The sequence below is a fragment of the Neobacillus sp. 19 genome (assembly GCF_049463095.1).
Classification (GTDB): domain Bacteria; phylum Bacillota; class Bacilli; order Bacillales; family Cytobacillaceae; genus Neobacillus.
Map to the genome: position 1 here is coordinate 160,694 of NZ_JBMPZU010000030.1, position 19,874 is coordinate 180,567.

The window sequence follows — 19,874 nt, forward strand, 5'->3', positions numbered from 1 at the left end:
CAAATATAAATAACAAATCAAAAGGTAAAATAGGATCGTACAAAACTTTTAGGGTGTCCCCTTCTTTCGGGACACCCCTTATCTCATACTATGTTATCAAATTGTTTTACCTTCCCTGAACGACTTCTTCTCCCTGGTAAATCCGAAATGCCGGAACAATTGTGTCCGTTACAATTTCTTTACCTTTTTCCCGTATGAAGTCCAATTTATAATAGGCAGCAAATCTTTGACTGATTTCTGTTTTCACTAGTTCGGGCGGAGTGACGACGATGAATTGAAACTTCAGTTTTTCAGCAACGGCAAAGATCGGATCAAGGACATGTGCCGATGCTGCCTGTCCAAACGGATTATCACAGACCAAAGGAACCCAGCTTTGATCTGTTTCGCTCTTAACCGATAATAACATCATCATCATCACCATTCGAGCCGATAGCTTTTGTCCTCCGCTGCCATCGGATTTCGTCTTGGAACCTTGATTAATCGTCTGCCAGGTTGAATAATGCTCTCTTTGCGGTTTCCCGTACATGAAGGCATTATCCGTTCGCATATTATAAACCAAGAGCTCTGGATAGCGATTTCGTAGGGATACGAATAAAATTTGCTCATCACTAATGAGTTGTTTTATTTCTTCATCTAAGGCTCGATTATGATCATCAATCATATCAAATTGTTTCGTGATTTTGTTAATAGCAGCCACAAAATGCTGCTTCAGCAGCGGTTCGATATCTTCAGCCATTTTTGGCAAGATATCCTCTTTGAGCTGGACAAGCGGAAAGGATCCTCGTTCATTTTTCAGTTTCATTTTCGCAATCATGGAACGAATCGCTTCTGAAATGCTCATTACTTTCATGCTGGCACGGCTGGCCCAGAAGTTTTGCGCCTTTTCTGCTCTTTCTTTGTCACGTTCTAATTGTTCTAATCCTCTTTGGGAAAAACGCTTCATATTATTAACTATGGTTTGGATATGCGAATAATGCCTAGTATCCATATGGTCAAGTGTTGTTAGTACTTCATTTTTGAAACGAATCTCCCACTCTTTCCCTTCAATCGTAAGCTTTAAATTGCGTAGAGACTGATCGATTTTCGCATGCTTCTCTTGGCCTTCTTCCTGAATCTTTTGATGTTCTTCACACCAAGATAAGATACAAGCTTTGCCTTGGCTTTTAATTTTTTCTACATCCTGATTCGTAAATGCTGCCGCTTCTTCTTTTAGAATAACGGATAAGGTTAACAAATCCCCTTCAAAACCCGCAATTTTTGTTTCAGTTTCTTTTTGGCGTTTTTCTGTCTGCTTTACTTCCTCTTTGGTTATTTTTGTTTGATCTTTAATCTCAACAGCCTTAACTTCTAAGTCGAGATCTTCCCATTCTTCCGGTTGTTTTTCATGTTTTGCAATTTTCTTTCCTGCCTTCTCACGCTGTTCGGCCGCATGCTGTAATGATGTTTCTGCTACGGTTACTGCCGTTCCTTTCTCCCGTTCTTCTTTTTCAGCAGTCTTTGCTTCCTTCTGTGCCATTTGAAGCATATTTTCTAATATACTTAAAGGTTCATCAGGTTCCGCAGCGTCCTTCCACGCCTCGTTAAGAGTATGTAGTTTTTTCTCTAATTTCTTTTGCAGCTTTTGTTCGGTTTCTTTTTTTGCTTGAATAACGAGTAATTCTCCAGCCTGTTCTTCTTTAGATTTTTGCAGCTGCTTTAGCGCTTCTATACTTCCGTTGATCTCTTCTAATAAATGTAGTGATAAACGCGGGACCTCTTCAGACAGGTCTGCTTTTTCGTTTTGAGGAAAAACAGCATCTTCGATAAAGAATCTGATTTCCTTCATATTGTGTTCGGTTGTTAGCTTCCATTCTAAATAGGTTTGATTCCACTTATTTTGCAAGTCAGCAATAGTTTTGTGCTCTTTTTCAATTTCTTGCTGCTGAACGGTCAAAGCTTCTTTTACTTTTTCTTTCTCACTTTTCACCCTTAGATTTTCTTGATGAAGCGTTTTTTCTTGATCAAAATCCTCTAATTTTTCTACATTTCGTGTAAGGTTTTCGACCCTGCCTATTGTTTTTTCCAACTGTCCTTTTAACTCAAGCTGAGCATCTTTTTCCTTTTGTTCTAGTATAATGATTTCCTGTAATTGTGCTTCCTTGGAAAGAAGAGCGTTTTGTTCCTGTTTGATAGCTTTTTCTATATCACTAGAAAGATCACTAGTTACAAACCGATCAATTTCTTTTAGCATTCTACGCAATGAGGTTTCTGTTTTTTCTAGTTCTATGAGCGTATCTTTCTTCTCTTCTATTTGTGTAGAGATTTTTATTTTCCAGTTGATGAATTGATTTTTATCATTTAATAGCCCTTTTTCAGTTCCGTTAATGACTACAAAGGACGATGGCAGCTTCTCGTTATTCATTTCCTCTCGCATGAAAATCGGTACAGGACTTTTAAACATTCTTCCTGAAAGAACCTGCTGATTAATCTTTTGCCATTGATGTTGACTGACCACCAACCCATAAGGAAGCAGGGGATAGGCTGTATTGCAGTTTGCCATTTCCTCTGGATCTAAAGATTGGAGAAACTGGGTTCCATAAAATACATCAATACCCGTCTTCTCATCAATCCATTCCTTTAATTCTTTCACATCTTTATTTGGTATCCAGAAGGGTTCGTCATTTAAGGAATGGTCCAGTTGAGTTTCCCAAAGTTCTTTTTTAATTTGTTCAGCTTGTTGTCGATTATTGTTCATAATCTCTTCAATCTGTAAGCTATACTTCGATAAGAGCGAGTGAGTAAGCGGTACCGTGACTATGTCAAGTAAACCATGAAGCCTGTCTAACAGTTTTGCTTCTTTTTCCTTTTGTTTTTCGTTTGCAATGTATAATCCTTCACATTTTTCTTCTGAAAACTGAATCGATTGGACGAGGGTACCATGTGATGTGGCAAGTTGATTTTGCTTTTCACTGGACTCTTTATCCTTTGCTTGCAGCTCTTCTAATCTAGTCTTTTTATCTTCAATTTGCTTAGAAAAACTCTCAATCATTCCCTTAAAATCATAGGTTAATCGGTCTCCAAATTCTTGGATCAGTGCAGACTCCTTAGACTCAAAGGTGTGAATTTGCGTGTATAGGGAATCAATTTCCGAACTCAGCTGTGCAATGTCTTTTATCTTTTGTTTATCCTGCCCGGAAAGCTCCGTACCTTTTTTCTTTAAAAACCTTTGATACCCGGAATACTGCGTAACAGCTTCTTGAATTGATTGATAAGAGTGCTCCCATTGCTTTCTAGCTTCTTGTTTGATCTCATCCATTCTTTGATTCACTTGCTCTAAGCCGCTATTTTGTTCCAATGTTGCCATTTGCTGTGAAAGCGTACGAATACTTTGTTCGTTTTCACTCCACTCTTTCAATAAAACTTGAAAGTCCAGCTGTTCCTTATGTTTCTGTTTCTGCCCTACGATATCTTGTAAGGAAGTATGCAACTTCCTTTCTTCCACTAATTTCTTTTCCCAGTTCATTACCTCTCTATGAGCTTTTGCATACTCTAAATTGTCTCTTCGATAGTGTAGCTCTGCTTGTCTAATCGTTAATTTCTCTAGATCTTTCGCTAAAGTAAGCAGCGTTTCCTCTTCCGCTTGCTTCAAATGCTCTAAAGCACCGAGCAGTTGTCTTCCTACCTGGAAACTGGCTTGAACAATTTCCTTATGTTTGACTCCTTTAGCTAAGTGCTCTTCAAATGGGACAATGTCTTCTAGAAACTCTTTATGGGCTTGCTCTCTTTTTAAGAGAACGGGAAGGTCCTTGGCTATACTTGCCTGACTCTTGAAAATCTCGACAAGATCGTTCTTTTGATGCTCAGTTCGAAGTAAGACTTGACTCACAGTAGGAATGATTCGTTTTTGGAACAGCGAATGATCATCCTCAGCTCCCTCGAAGTATTTCCCGACGCCGCCTTCATCCTTGTTAATGTCCTTCATAATATCCCAGTCTTTACGGTTAATTCCGTATGAATCAAGAATTCGATAGTGCTTCTTCGTATCTTTGTAAACGTCATATCCATTCCATTTTAAATAGTCCTTTAAACTTTCTGTTTCAGCCACCTCACCATTTTCATAGAGTGGTATATGCTCAAGTACTGCCTCTTCTTTCCGTTCAAATTCTCTTGTATAGAATGTAATAGCAGGAAGAATCTTAGCCTCCTGTTCCAATGTTTTACTCTCATTACCACTTTCTTCACTCATCGAAATCCGCTGCTCGGCTGAGAACATTCCTCCTGTAATCAGATAGGTGCGGTCAGCACCGTCTAATTCCCATTGGATAACAACATGAAAGGTATAGGGAATAAATTGTTCTTTATTATTAAAGAAGAACTGCTGATAATACCGATTGTTCTGTTTTCCCCACGAGGTTCCAGGCTTGAGGATTTGGAAAATGGTCTGAAGGAACACACCTTTCCCGCCCCCATTCATCATCGCAACAAGGCCATTTGTGGATGTCTCCTCATTATGGAAATTAAACGTTGTGTCTTTATATTGTTTTTGCATGCCATCATATTTCAGGCCGACAATTCTAATTCGATGGATTTTCGGCATGCAGATCCTCCTCTGTATTCATTAATTTTTTAAACACTTCATACCGATCATAATCGTGGTACAGGTATTCAATTCGCTCAAAAAGCTCTTGTTTTGGAATCACCTTTGGAATATCGTCCCGATCAAGTATGACGATTAACCCTTCCGTCTCCAATAAACGCATAGCGCCGGCAATTAAACCGATTCTGGTGCGTCTATTGCCTTTTTTAACCCCATAATCGTCCGTGTCAACCTCCATGTATTTCCAAGTTGTCACTACTTCCTTCATATCAATTCGCTCATCTTCTCCGAAGGTAGGTTTAGCTTTAAGAATGCTATCCCACTTAACCATTAGGTCGTTGACTTGCCGCTCTAATGCGTAGTAGCTAATTCCTTCCCGCTTCGTGCGGATTTTTGCAGCCTGATTGCGATCGATGGCTGCTAAAAATGACATAATGACAACGCTAATAAGATGAAAATGTTTTTTCGATTCAACTTGCCGATGCTTTTCTTTCATATGTGTAAAATTCGTAGCAAAGACGGACCCGGTTGGCTGGACAACTAACTGGATGCGTTTAGGCGATTCAATAATATATGTACCTGATTCGTCTGCTAATAAAAGAACCGTCTGTCTCACTTCCGGATCAAAATAAGTTTGGAAATGCTCACTCGTCTCGTCGATTACTTTATCTTTTAATAACGAGAAATAGACAGCTGAAGCTTTTTTGACACTTTCTGCATTCATCCTTTCTCCTCCTGTACACATATTTTAAAAGGGGTCATCTTCATTTGATACCATAGAAAAGGCTCCGCTCGAGGATCAAACATTGTAAAGATTTTCGAGCCTTCAAACACTTGAAATTGTGGATATTCCTTCATTAGTTTATATAATAAAATTTCTCTCTCATCGGTTAATGTTTCTTCTTTTCGATGCATCACTTGAACCTTCAGCGGCTTTTTATCGAACATCATCCACAAATCAATCGTTTCAGATTCCTCAAACCATACATCCTGCACTTCTAATGGCAGCTCCTTTACATCCGTTAACGAAAACTCTCCGTTTGTTTGTAAAAATTGAAACACATAACTCCATGCCTTAATAACAGAATCCCAGTTGGTCACGCGTTGACGAGTAATGCTGTCCTCAACCTCATCTTCCATCACAGTTTCCGTTAATGGTTTTTCATTGAATTCTTGTTCACCCCAAATCCAATCAAGCGGCAAAATAAATTCATTCTTCGGTGAAAATAAAGGAGAAAGGACTTTTTCGATAACGGTAAAGCGATGAACGCCTTCCTTCATAAACCAATTTTCATAAAAATGCTCTCGAAATGAAACCAGACTGTTTTCCCAAAATAAAGAAGGATTTTCTGCCTTTAATTTCATCTCATATGAAATATTTTGAATGACCAGCTTAGCAAAACGATCATGCAATTGCCTTGTATGGCCAATTTTTTCTTGAAGAAGAATCAATTCTTTTTGGATATAATCATCTTCTTCATTCCTTCGTTTTGTCTTTTCTATCATACTTGTAATGGTCCGGAAGTGATTTTTTTCTTCTTCAAATTGCTTTTCAATTTCAACCCGATTGTCAGCTCTTTGCCATTCCTCTTCCACCAATAGGAATTTGGGATTGTTAATCATTTCCTTTTGAAATGTGAATTCATTTGCCATTAAGCGGTTAACTCGTGAAATGAGGTGATCGAGGTTTCTTGTGGCTTTTCTGAAATTACCATTTTTGATCAGCTGCATACTGTAGAGTTGTTCAATGGTTATTGAAAATTCCTCAGCCATTTCCCTGCTCATAAAAATCATTTCCTGAGCGACATCTGTGAGCTTATATACAATGGATCCGCCAATCTCTAAATTCGTATATAACTCATCCATGGTGACATAGCGAAAGATCTGTGTCTCCCAGGATTGTCTAATTTCATCGTAATATAAGGCTTCAAACGGTTTACTATACTCCTCTTTCCCCTGATACAGGAGCCCGCCAGTAATCCTTTCAATTTGCTTATCGTCTGCTAAAAGCTTCATGTGCTTAATAGAGTCTTCGACCATATACTTGATATCCGATTTCCGTCTACTATCATCATCATTTAATTCTCGATAAAAGATGGTGAGGAGCACTTGCATGAGAATTGTTTGGATATGAGGTTTCAGCTCACCTACTTCCATCCCCCTCCCAAGCTCGAACAGTGGATTTAATCGTTGCATTCTTAGTGCGAATCCTTCCCATGACTCGTTCACATCCATCTCCTCCAGGTTTCTATCGTTAAAACTTCTTGAGGGATTCGCTTATTTTCCTGCCATAATTGCATTAATAGCGCTTGCTCCTCTTCAGTAAACCAATGAAAGAATAAATCCCGATAATTGGTGTTTTGTGTTTGACCTTGTTTCTGGTCATTCCTTTGTTCTAGACATTCCAGCATTTTGCGATAAATTTTTAAGGCAGGCTGTATACAGCTATTTCGGTATTTTTCGATCAGGCGGATGGTGATCCCGTATCCCGAGGCATCTAGATCTCCCGCGTAATAAAAAAGATAGGATTTCGGCGGAAACATTCGAAAGAAGAAGGAAAAGCTCCGTTCAATTTTCGTCCCTTCACCATAGATAATCAGTTCAGGTTCATAATCAAGTTCGTTCGCTTCCAATAACTTTATGGAAGTATGGAAGAAAGATAGATTCTCAACAATCAGGACTCGCTGAATATCTTTTATTTCTGTCCCTTGTTTCATCCAAAATACAAAAGGCTCCCCGTAATTCACCATTTTTAAACGATCTTCTGATATTCCAATTCTAGCTAAAAATCCTTTTCCATCAGGAAAACTATTACCGTCTAGTAAGAACTTTTCATGGCCGAATAGCTCCAGACTTCTTTCTTCGAATGACACGATTTCCCGTTCCTGACTGAACTTTAGAAAAGTATATACATTCTGGATTCGATTCCACTCGTCCCTCGTTTGCCATTCGGGATGCCGTTCATAAAAAGAAAAATCAAACTGATCACCTAATTTCATCATCTCAAGACGATCCCATTTGGCTGGCTGAACTTTTATATTAACCCAATAATATAAGGGCAGAGCCGGTGTTCTTCCATTGAATTGATTATTTTGAATCGGGATAAGTTGTCCCTCTGCTTGTAATGTTTCAATGGCACGATAGAACAGCGAATAACCATCCATTTCAAAATAGTCATCCAAAAGCTTTCGCAACTGAATTTCTAAATCATTCATATTTATTTTCTTTTTTTGTTTCGGGTGTTGAATATCAGCTATAAAACCTCTCACCCGTGTTTCAATAACATCGATTGTACTCACCTACTTAAAACTTCTTAGCCTTTAAGAATCTACTCCTACTGTCCCATATGGACATCCTTTTATTATAAACTAGTTGAGATATGGTTGGTAAATGAAAGTTTTTTACTATAATTCCCAGCTGCTAAAGGGTAAATAAAACAACATATTAATATTTTATTACGATGCTTATCCCGTTCCTCCGCCCTTACTTGGTACTAATAGAACATTTCCAATCATATTCTTAAAAAAGAAAACAAAATGAAGGAGTGTAATGTTGGGTGAAAAAAGTTAAGGTTCGTTTACGGCCCATTGTTACTAAGTTAAATTTACCCACTGTTATGAAAACAGCAATCCTTCCGGGAGACTCCATTGAAAGATTATTTATTGCAACCCAGGTAGGAGAGATCTTTTACATAGGAAACTCAAGTTTGATGACTTTTTTAGATATTCGCCCGCAAATCATTAAACTAGGTACTTCTGAACAAGGTGTTTCTGGTAGTGGATATGATGAACGGGGATTGCTGGGGTTCGCATTTCATCCAAAATTTTATACTACTGGATTGTTTTATCTTCATTATTCAGTAGCTGGAACACAAGGTCCAGGTGCTCTTTCTGAACATTTTAAGCCTGACCCATGTGATCCCAAAACCTTAATCCTAAAATGGATAAATAGAGAAACTAAATATGATCACATTGATACAGTTGAGGAATGGATTTTACAATCGAATGGTCAACCTCAAAAACGACGGACCCTACTTAACATAAGAAGGCCTTTTTTTAATCATAATGGTGTAAATAACTTAAATTTTTCACCAGAAACAGGGAAACTTGTTTTAACAACAGGAGATGGTGGAGCAGGTTATGATCCCTTTAATTTAAGCCAGGATCCTATGGAATTAGCTGGTAAAATAATTGAAATTGATGTAGATAAAAATACTAATGTCTATCATCCACCCGTAGTCACTCGCTTTAATGAACTTCCCGCACCTATTCAGGAAACACTTACAGTAATTGCCAAAGGAGTCCGCAATATACCAGGCATTTCATTTCAAAGATTTTATAATCAGTACATCAAATATGTGGGAAATGTCGGACAGGATTTGGTCGAGTCGATTTTTTCATTTGTTCATTATAAACCAATACCAGTTACTCAGCTTGTTCAAGCATCTTTAAGAAACACTGAACCAATCCAAGAAGGATTGATAAACCTGGGCTGGCGAGGATGGGAAGGAGCTTTTCCTACTTCGATTATAAGGGGCTGCTCTGAAAATCCGGCTTTGGATGAGAAAATAATTGCGTATTACGATGAAGCAGTAATATCGTCAGTGAAGCGACTTCAGCCCCTAACTAGTTATTTTCATAAAGATCAAAGGCCCGATAAGTTTGGAGGAACTGCACTTACAGGAGTGCAAGCCTATATGGGGAATGAAATCCCCAATTTAACGGGAAGCGTTGTGTTTACCGATCTTGCGAGACATGAAGAAGCTCGCCCTCCGGTTAGAGGGGTTTTAGCCTATACCAGGGTAAGAACAGATGGTAAACTAAATGATTTTAGTGTAATTGAAACCGATTATAATTTCGGGTCGCAATCATCTTATTATGTTAGTTTGGGAACGAATCTGGATCAAACCAGACTCTATTTAGGGGTTTATGGCTCAATGAAAGTAACTGATTTTAACCAAGGTACTGTTTTTGAAATTATTCCATGAATAAAAACCTTGAAAAAACAGAACGAGATTGGACACTCCAATCTCGTTCTGTTTTTTTACATTGCCCCTAGGTAAGCTGCATGGAAGATTAAAACGACAAAGAATTTCAATTCTGGATTTTCGCTAGTAGAATTCCTCATAATTACTCAACAAATGATAGAAACTATCGCAATTCCCAAGAAAGTGACGATGAAAACTCTTCATACTCAGAAAGGAAGATAAGAATGGATATTGAATTATAATCTTACAGGGAGAATTACCTTGTAACAAATCGGAAAGGTTGTGAGTTTATGAGACTTCTGGAAGTACGGCCCAAGAAAAACTTCAGCTACATTTTCGTTCAATTTCCAGGAATGAAAATGAATGTCCCTACGCTCGAAAACGTTGAGGGAGAGGTGGTGAATGAAGACGTTGCTTTATGTGTCCAATTAAATGGGCAAAAAAGGGTTAAAAACATGTACTTTGTACGAACACAAAGTATAAAACCTTTTGACTTCACTGATGAAGAAATTGGCGCAAAAGCATTTTTTCGAGTCATCAAGAAAAAGGAACTCCCTCAAGACTCACTCACGAATGAATCCGAAGAGTTCGCTACTTTCATTACAGATGAAGTGGCTGTTGTGCAAAAGAAAACGGAAACAGGCTATCACTTCATCTTGATGGTAAATGAACAAGAAATAGGAATAGTCGCAGTAATGGACGAAGAGGTAAAACAAACGGAGAAAGCATCATTGTACCTTAAAGAGGATGTGAAGGAGCCCGCCGCAGCTAGCACAGTTAGTGAAAAAAATAGGGCTGTTTTCAGAAAAAAGGCAAAAAAGAAGATATTCTTGGGAGGCAATGCCTTTCAAGATCATGGAGTCCTTGAGCCAATCCGAATACTTTTGGAGGGTACTAAAAGAAAAGTTCCAGTATTCTCTCCTGCCGCATTAGACTTTATCGGTCCAGGTGATCAGAACCAAACTATTTTAATTATGAGGGGGTGTTGAGGAGATTTGTCCATAATGGGCTAAACAACTTCATACTAACTAATCGAAATAAAAGGATGAAATGGATCATCCTATTCGATTAAAACATATTAAAAATAATATGGAAAGGAATTTGCGGACAGAATCTTACTCTATACACTTAAAAGGACTTAACCGGCGTGTTAAGTCCTTATTACATTAAAAATTTATATTCCCACAAATTAATTTAAAGTGTTTTAACTAGCTTAATCTCACCATTTTTAGGAATTAATTCACTGACATTTTCGAATTTTTTGTCTATTTTTGAGTGACCCGGGTTTTCGTCTTGATATTTCATAAAAGAGCAGCAAAATAGCTTACGTTCCACTCTTCCCTTTTCTCCAATTAAATTGAACCATCCTTGTCCCACATAAAAAGGATTTGTTAGCATTCTATCAACCACATATGATACACGGTCATTTTCGTCCTTTGATTCAAATTTCATTTTTGACGAAAGAGCCAAAACAAAATAATTTTTAAACTGATCTAATTCAAGTAATTGAAGATGGTACCCCTCATACTGCTTTTGATTGAATTCCGCTAGAACCGTTTTGATACTTTTTTCAACATCAATATAATATTTACTAGCATCCTTCCAATTCGACAATCGAGAATTGTAAATAGACAGCGTCAGAATATAATGTGAGGCATAATTTTTCGGATCAAATCCTTCTTTCCCATTTGACTTTTCATCGACCGGTGTAACAATAAACTTTTTATAGTCCGCAAAAAAACTTTCGTTCATACCGCATACCTTCTTTCATACATGGATTGGGATGGATGAATGAAATGGTTCCGATCCTCTACTTTCTGATTGGTAAATTGTTTTGTATTATATATTCATTATTAAAAATTAAAATCCTGCTTTTTCTTCTAAAAACCAACATTTTCCTCGTATTTTAATCATAAAGTCCCATTACTCAAAGTGAAAAAATTGTCGTAATGGATTTCTACAAAACTCAATTTATAAGGAAATTCCGATATTTCAAAATGGTGGAACAAGTCATAGAAAAAGTATGCGTATTTATTTATTTATTTTATTTCATTCCTCATTTAGCTTTTTTTGCATAGGCTTATTAATAAGGAGTGGAATGTTATGACAAAAGCACAGGAACAGTTTAGTATCGAAACGCTGAAGCTTATTAGAAATAGACTTGATTATATTTACTCCATTGCAAAAAGATACAACAGTGACAATCCTGAATTAATGGATACTATTGAAAGTTTAGCTACAGTAGCAAACATGTTTGCAAAAATTAAATTAGAAGAGTTGAACGGTAATATACAAACATCAAGCCCTCAAGGATTCATTGTAGGAAAACTAGGAAACTCATTCTCAAGAATGAAGGATTATGAAAAACGAAAAGAAACAGACTTTCCGGATTGGAAACTCTGATATATCTTTTTACTTTATGTAGCATAGTCTCCTGAGCCAATGGGAACCCTACTATCACGAAAACAGTTCAAATAAGAGTGAGACTATCCTTATGAGTGAAAAAACCTTAAGCGAACAAGAGTGGGTTTACAATTATCTACAAGGCAAGAATAGCCCCTTACCCCTAATTTTAGGCACAAGAGGTACTTGGGGAATTAATGGTAAGAGGGCTATTATTCTAGTTGCTTTTACAATACCCGATATAATGATCTTCAGGAAAATGCATAATGTTGTTAAAAATCCAATTAGAAAAATGAAATATAAGGAAATTGTTTATTTTGCTGTAAACATAGTGGACGAACATCAAGTCAAGTACTTGATTGATTATTGGAAAGCTGGAAATATATCAAAATGAATTGATATTAATTTCTTTCTTACTCGCCCGTTTCAGCAAAACGCTTAATGCGGTCTTCTATTTCATCACGGACACGTTGGAAGAATGCCCATTTTTCTCCTTCTGTACCTTCTGCTTTTGCTGGATCATCAAATCCCCAGTGAACTCGCTTTACATTTGGTGGAGTAACAGGGCATTTGTCAGCAGCATCACCACATAATGTAACAACTAAATCTGCATTGTTTAAAATTCCTGGGTCGATTATATCGGAAGTTTGGTTGGAAATATCCACTCCAGTTTCATTCATCGCTTTTACAGCATTCGGATTAAGTCCATGTGCTTCAATTCCCGCACTTTTCACTTCCCACTCATCACCTAAATGTTTTTTAGCCCAACCTTCTGCCATTTGGCTTCGACAAGAATTTCCTGTACAAAGAAAATAGATCATTTTTTTAGACATAATAGTTTGTCTCCTTTTTCTGATGAGATTTTTGTTAGACGATTAATAACCATAGGTATAAACTAACTAGTGTGATAAACAAAACTGGGATGGTTAAGACTATACCCGTTTTAAAATAGGTTCCCCACGAAATTTTAACTCCTTTTGTTTTCAATACATGCAGCCATAATAAGGTGGCTAGTGACCCAATTGGTGTGATTTTCGGACCTAAATCCGAACCAATGACATTTGCATAAATCAGACCCTCTCTAATAACTCCCGTTGTATGCGTATCTGCAATGGCAAGAGCATCAATCATCACCGTTGGCATGTTATTCATAATGGAAGAAAGTATCGCTGCAATGAAGCCCATGGAGATGGTTCCGATAAATAAGCCATGATTGGCACATACTTGAATCACATCTGCAAGTACGCCCGTTAATCCAGCGTTTCTTAAGCCATAAACCACCACATACATTCCAATCGAGAAAAATACGATTGCCCAAGGTGCCCCTTTTATGACCTTTTTTGTTTCGATCGCATGGCTTCTTCTTCCCATAAATAAGAAGAAGATGGCAACGACACCTGCAATAATCGAAACAGGAACGTGAAGGGATTGACTAATAAAGTAACCCGCTAATAAAATACCTAATACAACCCAGGATAAACGAAACATTTTTTGATCCCGAATCGCTTCAGCAGGTTTCTTTAATTTTGATAAATCATATTGTTTTGGAATACTTTTTCTAAAGTACAGAAATAGAACCAATATACTTGCCACTAAAGAAAAGAAGGTAGGAATAATCATTCTTGATGCAAAATGAACAAACCCAATGCCAAAAAAGTCAGCAGAAACGATATTTACTAAATTACTCACCACAAGCGGCAAGGAAGTGGTATCCGCAATAAAACCGCTGGCAATGATAAATGGGAAAATCATTTTGTCTTCCAACTTTAAATTCCGAACCATGGCTAATACGATAGGTGTAAGGATAAGTGCTGCCCCATCATTGGCGAAAAATGCTGCGACGAGCGCTCCAAGAATACTTACATAAACAAACATTTTTATTCCGTTACCTTTGGCTCCACGTGCCATGTGCAACGCAGCCCATTCAAAGAAACCAATTTCATCTAAAATTAACGAAATAATAATGATAGCAACAAAAGAAAAAGTAGCATTCCAAACAATTTTGGTGACTTCTATAACATCTTGGAAGCCAACTACCCCAACTAATAGTGCGAGAATTGCACCACCACAAGCGGACCAGCCTATCGATAAATTTCTTGGCTGCCATATAACCAAAATAAGTGTAATTATAAAAATCAATGATGCGAGTATCGTTGTAGCCAATGTTTAAACCTCCAATTATTCACACGAAATACGCAGCCCTTGTTCTTCCAATTCCTTCAATCTAAAATCTTGGTCTGGAAGATGTAGAAGTAAATCTTGAACCAATGGGTAATATGGACTGTCTTTACTTAAAGAGTAAATAATCCACTGCCCTCTTCTTGTTTCCCTGACTAACCCGGCATCTTTTAACTTACGAATATGTTGGCTAATGGCAGGCTGACTTGTTTTAAAAATTTCAACGAATTCACATACACAAGCATCGTGAGAATCAAGAATTTTGATCATGGTTAAACGGGTTTTATCGCCTAACAATTTTAAGATGTTAGCTGCGCTTTCTAAATCAATGTTTGATTTTGACAAGGTTTAAACCTCCTAACTACTTAATTCAAAAGTAAATAATAATGTATTTGCCTTCGCATATAACCATCCGCTTATATAATAAATCACTTATATATATATTTCAATAAGAGAAATGTAAAGATAATGTTAACTTGTATAACCACATCTTTTATCTCAATGAAAAACCCCTCCTACTAGATCATTAAATCTTTCAGAGGGGTTGATTTTTTTTCTGATTCATCCTATTCTCACTAGAAAAGTTCTGATATTCTCAGCATAAATTGATTTGTATTGTTCATAATTCACTTATCTATTAACTTGTTTTACTCTTAAGGTCTTATTTTCACTGCTTACTTTGATGATTTCCCCGATAATACTGATGGCAATTTCTTCTGTTGTTTCTGAGCCAATATCCAATCCAATTGGAGAATGAATCTGATCCAACTGTTCTTGCGTGACCCCTTCACTTTTTAATTTTTCAAATACGTTTATGATCTTTCGTTTACTGGCGACCATTCCAACATAGGCACACGGATATTGGAGTACCGTTTTTAAGGCAATATCATCACAATCTTTTGTAACAATCACCACATTTGACCTTTCATTTAGGTTAACTGCGAGTAAAGCCACTCCAATATCCTCATTCACGAAAAGGTTGGTTGCATTTAGAAAGCGTTCCCTCGTACAATAACCAACGCGATCATCGACAATGCAATAAGGATATTGAAGGTAATCAGCGAGCTTTGCCAGCGCAGAGCCTAAATGACCGGCTCCAACCAGAACGAGTTCAGGCCTGCTTGTATAGACTTCAATAAACACCCGTAACGTACCGCCGCAAATCATGTCAATTCCGTCTTTTGCATGTGTGTTTAATTTATATTCAACGATTTTCGATTGGCCATTTCGGATTGCCTTTACACTTTCTTCAATTACATAGTGTTCAGACATGCCCCCTCCGACAGTCCCTTCAATTGTACCGTCACGGTAAACAATCATTTTTCCGACATGCCTGGGAGTCGAGCCCTTTGATTCAATAATCATGGCTAAAGCAAAGGGTACGTTTTGACGCGTCAGCATGGCCACTTTTTCCATCAATAGCATGAATAGCTTCCCCCTTTCTTTAAAAAATTAATTCGGTTGATACTGTTTCATGCTAAGAAAATATCGTAATAGATTTAAAGCGACTGTTTTTCTGTATATAGCAGTGGAGCGCTGATCGTCGATTGGTTTAATAATCTTACCGAAAGCTGCTACAACCTTGGCGATGTCTGGAGCTGCTAATGGTATGGTATGCCCAAGCAATTTTTTCTCAATATTAATGGAACGAACGATAGTAGGTCCTACTGCCCCGAATGCAAAACGAACATCATCGATTCGATCACCATTCATCCGGATATATCCTGCAAATGATACTTTGGCAATGGCATCCGCATTGCGGTTACCTACTTTCTCAAAAACAACAAGTGAACCTCCTTCAAATATGGACGGCAATATAATTTCAGTCAACATTTCATTGTGAAACCGCCCGACCCTTCGTGGACCTTGAATAAAATCTCTAATCGCTACTACACGATCACCATTGACGGAGCGCAGCAAAAGTTTTGCGTTATATACATATAACAATGGCAGTGTGTCACCAGCCGGAGAAGCATTGCAAATATTTCCTCCCAATGTCCCTCTGTTCCGAATGGCCGGTGCTGCTATCGTTTTGATAGCAGCCTTAAATGGTATTGGAATTAACGGGTTCTCAAGTAATTCGCTATAGGTACAGCAGGCACCGATGTGGAGATCCTTTTGATGTTGATACACCCGCTTTAGCTCAGATAGATGATCAATAAAAATAATCGGTTTAGGGATTTTCGGGGGTACCCCCCTACGACTTTTTTGAAGGACCATGACATCCGTGCCCCCGGCCATGATCGTACAGTTTTCATTATTCAATTGGCTTAACGTTTGGTCTAAACGATCGAAGCGATACGCAGTTATTTTCTCTACCATACGCCGTCCCCTTTATTAGCTGCCAAGTTTATCGCATCTACTATCATATTGTAGCCCGTACACCGGCACAGATTTCCGGAAATACCTTCACGAATTTCTGCCTCTGAAGGATGAGGGTTTTTCGATAATAAAGCAGCACTTGCCATGACCATCCCAGGAATGCAGTAACCGCATTGCACCCCTCCAGCAACGGAATAGCTCTCATCTAAAATCTTAAACTGTTCCGTTTCCATGATCCCTTCTATCGTTTGAACCTTAGCTCCCTCCATAGAACCAATGGGAATCAGGCAGCTGTTTTGCAGGAGACTATTCACAAAAACGCTGCAGGCACCGCACTCCCCTTCACCGCAGCCTTCCTTTGTACCGATTAGCCCAAACTCATCTCTTAATAAATCTAGTAATCTTGCGGTGGCAGGGGCGTCCGTCTCTACCGATCTTCCATTAAGTGTGAATGTAATCAATCTTTTTCACCTTCCCCCATCCAAAGACTTTCAATAATGACTTCAGGAGTAATCGGAATTTGCTGAAAAGAAGTTTGCAGTGCATCCTCGATCGCAGCTTGAACTGCCGGAGCGCCGCCGATTAAAGTCAATTCACCCGCCCCCTTCGCCCCGTATGGACCATCAGCAAAGGGATTATCAAAGACCTTGCTTTCAATTGGCACAACGTCCAATGAAGTCGGCGGTCCATAATCCGATATACTTTTTTGCAGGATTCTGCCTTGATTTGATGTCATCTTTTCTAGATAACCGTATGCCAACCCTTGAGCCAAGCCGCCGTCAATTTGGCCCTTCATAATCCGTTCATCGATGACCTTCCCAACCTCATAATTGCCGTATACTTTTTCCAGCTTTACATTTCCTGTTAACGTATCAACTTCTACTTCCACGATATTTACGCCCCATGAATAAGCAGGGTAGGCATCTCCAGTGAAAGTTGTTTCGTTCCAAGGAATCATTTCACGGTGAACATAATTCTCCACTACTTCCTGTTCCACCCCAATTTGCCACTGAGCCTTCAGTTTTTTTGCCGCCCGTTCAAGCAATTTTCCCACAATCATCGTCGTCCTCGAGGCCACAGTCGGACCGGAGTCGGGAACCTCCTTTGTATCGGGATTGGGATACAAAACTCTTTCGTAAGGGAGATCTAGTTCCTTGGCGACAATTTTACTCAGCGTTGTATAAATTCCTTGTCCCATATCAGAATTGGAGATTTTTAGTGATACAAGGTCGTCCTTTGATTTAACCAGCTTCACCGTTGCTTTAATATGATCTCTTTCGCCACTGCCTGTAAAACCACAGCCGTGTAGGAACAGCGAAGTTCCTATGCCTTTTTTATAACGCTGATTTTGTTGATTGAAACGCTGTAACTCTCCTTTTTTCTTTTTGTATTCGGATACGATTAGCAAGTCCTCTATCATTTCTTCCATTAATATGGGGTCGCAGAATTTCCCCTTTGTGATGGTGGGGTCTCCTTGTTGGACGAGGTAGTTTCGTTTATATTCAAGTGGGTCGATGTTTGCCAGTTTACTAAGATGTCCCATATGGCTTTCGATTCCGGCATAGCTTTGTGGAGCACCAAAGCCTCTGAAGGCACCGTTCGGAACAGTATTGGTTTTTAACACATAACCTTTTACATGAAAATGCGGAATTTTATAAACACCTGCACTGTTTAGTAATGCACGCTGCAGCACGACAGAGCTCAATCCCTCATTTGCTCCGCCATCAAGAAAAACATCTACACACATGCTCAAAATATTTCCTTCCTTATCAAGGGCCGTTCGATAGTTGAATTTGGCTGGATGCCTTTTCGTCGTAACCACCATATCCTCAGACCGGTCGAATACAAGCATCACCGATTTTTTGACTGCTCTTGCGGCAACGGCAACATGACATGCCATCATCGAAGGAAACTCTTCTTTGCCGCCAAAGCCTCCGCCGGTAGGGCTTTGAACCACTCTGACTTCGTCGCCACCACATGCTAAAGCGCTTAGCACCGCATTTTTTATATAATAAAGACATTGCATCGATCCCTCGACGACAATTTCATCTTCCTTATAAATCGCAAGCATTCCTTGCGGTTCAAGGTAGACATGCTCCTGATAACCCGTATCATATTCTTCTTCGATTATTTTGTGCGCACCCTGCTCGACCGCTGAAATGATCTCTGCGCTTTCCCCAAATTCATAGCTTGCCATCATAACGCCGGTTGCTGATTTTTGTTTGATCGCATCGTCCAATTTATAAATTGCCTGATGTTCTTCAAATTCAATCTTCACATCATTTAACAAACGGTAAAGGATATTCAGCTCTTTTCCAACGAGCATGAGAATCGGCTCACCAATATAATTGACCCATTCATTGGCAAAAATGGGTTGATCTTCTTTGATTATTTTGACATAATTCGGTCCGGGGATGTGCTCTGCTCCAACAGCCTCATATCCTTCCGGAAGGCTTGGTAATTGAATCGACCTGATTTTTCCATAGGCAATTGGCGACCGATACAAAACACCATAAACCATATTTTCCACTTTCACGTCACTAATATAGGCCAGTTGTCCAGATACTTTATCTTTATGGTCCTTTTTGGGCACTGCGGTGCTTATGTCTTTTAGCTTCATTACAACAACACCCTTCGACACATTTTTTAAAGGGGATACATTATTAATAGAAACCTCTTCCATTGATTTTATCTATCGGAAAAATATTTTATGATTACTTTCATCAAGAAAGTACAACAAAAAAATTTTGAGAAACTATAACGTTAAAATAATCAATGTCTTTTTGTTCTTAAAGGATTCCTATTTATGGTTGTAATGGCAACAAAAAAGTAGCCAATAATTTACTATGGCTACTCTTTTATATTCTTTATTTCATTTATTTGTTTTTGGATTCACTCGATCAGCATCCAGCTTCAACATGATAAAACTCAGTATGCCTGATAGGAGAGCCCCTCCTAAAGCGATCAGTATACGCAATGGAAGTTGTACGTCAGCATGATACTTTCCTAACATCCATATCGCTAAAACTGCTACAAAAACCATAATGGGTATGACGATTTTAAAATGTTTCATGATATCCCCTCTCCTTTACTCGTTCAACTCATTTTAAATGCTACATAGGTTATTTTTTGTTTTTCCTAAATGGATAATGACAACATTAAACCCAAATATAAAACAATGATAAAAATTACTCCAAACGTTACCGCTAATATGGGCCTTTTCTGTTTAAAACTAAATAATATCATTAACAAAAATAGTATTGAAAGAATGACCAACAATATCGATTGGAATGACGGTTCTAAATGGATTTGTATGGTAGAAAGGATATTTTTCCCTAATAACCATTCCACCCACTTAGAAGCCCCCTCCGACTTCACGGTAAATTCAACTTCATGTGGTGGCGATAA

General features: G+C 38.4%; 18 protein-coding genes. 4 read left to right on the forward strand and 14 right to left on the reverse strand.

Annotated elements, in window-relative coordinates; genetic code table 11:
* Positions 1 to 106: 106 nt before the first annotated feature.
* The 4 genes from ACO1D1_RS08250 to ACO1D1_RS08265 are packed head-to-tail and all read right to left on the reverse strand — an operon-like array spanning position 107 to position 7,875.
* On the reverse strand, positions 107 to 4,576 hold the full coding sequence (locus tag ACO1D1_RS08250; protein ID WP_423335560.1) for a hypothetical protein: 4,470 nt from the start codon (positions 4,574 to 4,576) through the stop codon (positions 107 to 109).
* Positions 4,554 to 5,300: a DUF6063 family protein gene (locus tag ACO1D1_RS08255; protein WP_423335561.1), complete on the reverse strand. Its 747-nt coding sequence runs from the start codon at positions 5,298 to 5,300 to the stop codon at positions 4,554 to 4,556. The genes ACO1D1_RS08250 and ACO1D1_RS08255 overlap by 23 nt, the downstream gene beginning before the upstream one ends.
* Positions 5,297 to 6,811 carry a hypothetical protein gene (locus ACO1D1_RS08260; RefSeq protein ID WP_423335562.1) on the reverse strand — a complete coding sequence of 505 codons (1,515 nt, stop codon included), beginning with the start codon at positions 6,809 to 6,811 and terminating at the stop codon, positions 5,297 to 5,299. Before ACO1D1_RS08260 ends, ACO1D1_RS08255 begins: the two co-directional genes overlap by 4 nt.
* A complete protein-coding gene (locus ACO1D1_RS08265) occupies positions 6,802 to 7,875 on the reverse strand; it encodes a Wadjet anti-phage system protein JetD domain-containing protein (protein ID WP_423335563.1) in 1,074 nt (357 codons plus the stop codon). The genes ACO1D1_RS08260 and ACO1D1_RS08265 overlap by 10 nt, the downstream gene beginning before the upstream one ends.
* Positions 7,876 to 8,132: 257 nt before the next feature.
* On the opposite strand from ACO1D1_RS08265, the gene ACO1D1_RS08270 reads away from it, so the two are divergent.
* Together ACO1D1_RS08270 and ACO1D1_RS08275 are read left to right on the forward strand one after the other, a co-directional pair.
* Complete coding sequence (locus ACO1D1_RS08270; RefSeq protein ID WP_423335564.1) at positions 8,133 to 9,563, forward strand: PQQ-dependent sugar dehydrogenase; 1,431 nt, start codon at positions 8,133 to 8,135, stop codon at positions 9,561 to 9,563.
* Positions 9,564 to 9,853: 290 nt separating this feature from the next.
* Positions 9,854 to 10,552 carry a hypothetical protein gene (locus tag ACO1D1_RS08275; RefSeq protein ID WP_423335565.1) on the forward strand — a complete coding sequence of 233 codons (699 nt, stop codon included), beginning with the start codon at positions 9,854 to 9,856 and terminating at the stop codon, positions 10,550 to 10,552.
* Positions 10,553 to 10,757: 205 nt separating this feature from the next.
* Here the strand turns inward: ACO1D1_RS08275 and ACO1D1_RS08280 are convergent, their stop codons facing one another.
* Entirely contained in the window at positions 10,758 to 11,315 is a 558-nt protein-coding gene (locus tag ACO1D1_RS08280) for a hypothetical protein (protein ID WP_423335566.1), read from the reverse strand.
* Between the two features lie 351 nt (positions 11,316 to 11,666).
* On the opposite strand from ACO1D1_RS08280, the gene ACO1D1_RS08285 reads away from it, so the two are divergent.
* Both ACO1D1_RS08285 and ACO1D1_RS08290 read left to right on the forward strand, forming a co-directional pair.
* Positions 11,667 to 11,966 (forward strand): hypothetical protein, encoded by a 300-nt coding sequence (locus ACO1D1_RS08285; RefSeq protein ID WP_423335567.1) that lies wholly within the window; start codon positions 11,667 to 11,669, stop codon positions 11,964 to 11,966.
* A 91-nt stretch (positions 11,967 to 12,057) separates the two neighbouring features.
* Entirely contained in the window at positions 12,058 to 12,360 is a 303-nt protein-coding gene (locus ACO1D1_RS08290; protein WP_423335568.1) for a hypothetical protein, read from the forward strand.
* 19 nt (positions 12,361 to 12,379) lie between these two features.
* Here ACO1D1_RS08290 and arsC read toward each other — a convergent pair whose 3' ends face one another.
* The 9 genes from arsC to ACO1D1_RS08335 form a co-directional block, all read right to left on the reverse strand.
* Positions 12,380 to 12,799 carry an arsenate reductase (thioredoxin) gene (gene arsC, locus ACO1D1_RS08295; RefSeq protein ID WP_423335569.1) on the reverse strand — a complete coding sequence of 140 codons (420 nt, stop codon included), beginning with the start codon at positions 12,797 to 12,799 and terminating at the stop codon, positions 12,380 to 12,382.
* A 34-nt stretch (positions 12,800 to 12,833) separates the two neighbouring features.
* Positions 12,834 to 14,129 carry an arsenic transporter gene (locus ACO1D1_RS08300; protein WP_423335570.1) on the reverse strand — a complete coding sequence of 432 codons (1,296 nt, stop codon included), beginning with the start codon at positions 14,127 to 14,129 and terminating at the stop codon, positions 12,834 to 12,836.
* A gap of 15 nt (positions 14,130 to 14,144) precedes the next feature.
* Complete coding sequence (locus ACO1D1_RS08305; protein ID WP_423335571.1) at positions 14,145 to 14,489, reverse strand: ArsR/SmtB family transcription factor; 345 nt, start codon at positions 14,487 to 14,489, stop codon at positions 14,145 to 14,147.
* A gap of 285 nt (positions 14,490 to 14,774) precedes the next feature.
* The gene (locus ACO1D1_RS08310; RefSeq protein WP_423335572.1) at positions 14,775 to 15,569 is read right to left on the reverse strand and encodes an XdhC family protein; all 795 of its coding nucleotides are present in this window, start codon (positions 15,567 to 15,569) and stop codon (positions 14,775 to 14,777) included.
* Between the two features lie 27 nt (positions 15,570 to 15,596).
* Positions 15,597 to 16,466, reverse strand: a complete 870-nt coding sequence (locus tag ACO1D1_RS08315) for an FAD binding domain-containing protein (RefSeq protein ID WP_149869703.1) — start codon at positions 16,464 to 16,466, stop codon at positions 15,597 to 15,599.
* A complete protein-coding gene (locus ACO1D1_RS08320; RefSeq protein WP_149869702.1) occupies positions 16,460 to 16,927 on the reverse strand; it encodes a (2Fe-2S)-binding protein in 468 nt (155 codons plus the stop codon). Before ACO1D1_RS08320 ends, ACO1D1_RS08315 begins: the two co-directional genes overlap by 7 nt.
* Positions 16,924 to 19,086: a xanthine dehydrogenase family protein molybdopterin-binding subunit gene (locus tag ACO1D1_RS08325; protein ID WP_149872654.1), complete on the reverse strand. Its 2,163-nt coding sequence runs from the start codon at positions 19,084 to 19,086 to the stop codon at positions 16,924 to 16,926. Before ACO1D1_RS08325 ends, ACO1D1_RS08320 begins: the two co-directional genes overlap by 4 nt.
* Positions 19,087 to 19,338: 252 nt before the next feature.
* Entirely contained in the window at positions 19,339 to 19,539 is a 201-nt protein-coding gene (locus ACO1D1_RS08330; protein ID WP_149869701.1) for a hypothetical protein, read from the reverse strand.
* A 159-nt stretch (positions 19,540 to 19,698) separates the two neighbouring features.
* Entirely contained in the window at positions 19,699 to 19,821 is a 123-nt protein-coding gene (locus ACO1D1_RS08335) for a hypothetical protein (RefSeq protein WP_423335573.1), read from the reverse strand.
* Between the last annotated feature and the right edge of the window lie 53 nt (positions 19,822 to 19,874).

Bases quoted from the DNA above. Each gene is read 5' to 3' on its own strand.
- ACO1D1_RS08250 (WP_423335560.1), bottom strand. From the start codon at position 4,576: ATGCCGAAAATCCATCGAATTAGAATTGTCGGCCTGAAATATGATGGC.
- ACO1D1_RS08255 (WP_423335561.1), bottom strand. From the start codon at position 5,300: ATGAATGCAGAAAGTGTCAAAAAAGCTTCAGCTGTCTATTTCTCGTTA.
- ACO1D1_RS08260 (WP_423335562.1), bottom strand. From the start codon at position 6,811: ATGGATGTGAACGAGTCATGGGAAGGATTCGCACTAAGAATGCAACGA.
- ACO1D1_RS08275 (WP_423335565.1), top strand. From the start codon at position 9,854: ATGAGACTTCTGGAAGTACGGCCCAAGAAAAACTTCAGCTACATTTTC.
- ACO1D1_RS08280 (WP_423335566.1), bottom strand. From the start codon at position 11,315: ATGAACGAAAGTTTTTTTGCGGACTATAAAAAGTTTATTGTTACACCG.
- ACO1D1_RS08285 (WP_423335567.1), top strand. From the start codon at position 11,667: ATGACAAAAGCACAGGAACAGTTTAGTATCGAAACGCTGAAGCTTATT.
- ACO1D1_RS08290 (WP_423335568.1), top strand. From the start codon at position 12,058: ATGAGTGAAAAAACCTTAAGCGAACAAGAGTGGGTTTACAATTATCTA.
- arsC (WP_423335569.1), bottom strand. From the start codon at position 12,799: ATGTCTAAAAAAATGATCTATTTTCTTTGTACAGGAAATTCTTGTCGA.
- ACO1D1_RS08310 (WP_423335572.1), bottom strand. From the start codon at position 15,569: ATGCTATTGATGGAAAAAGTGGCCATGCTGACGCGTCAAAACGTACCC.
- ACO1D1_RS08315 (WP_149869703.1), bottom strand. From the start codon at position 16,466: ATGGTAGAGAAAATAACTGCGTATCGCTTCGATCGTTTAGACCAAACG.
- ACO1D1_RS08325 (WP_149872654.1), bottom strand. From the start codon at position 19,086: ATGAAGCTAAAAGACATAAGCACCGCAGTGCCCAAAAAGGACCATAAA.
- ACO1D1_RS08330 (WP_149869701.1), bottom strand. From the start codon at position 19,539: ATGAAACATTTTAAAATCGTCATACCCATTATGGTTTTTGTAGCAGTT.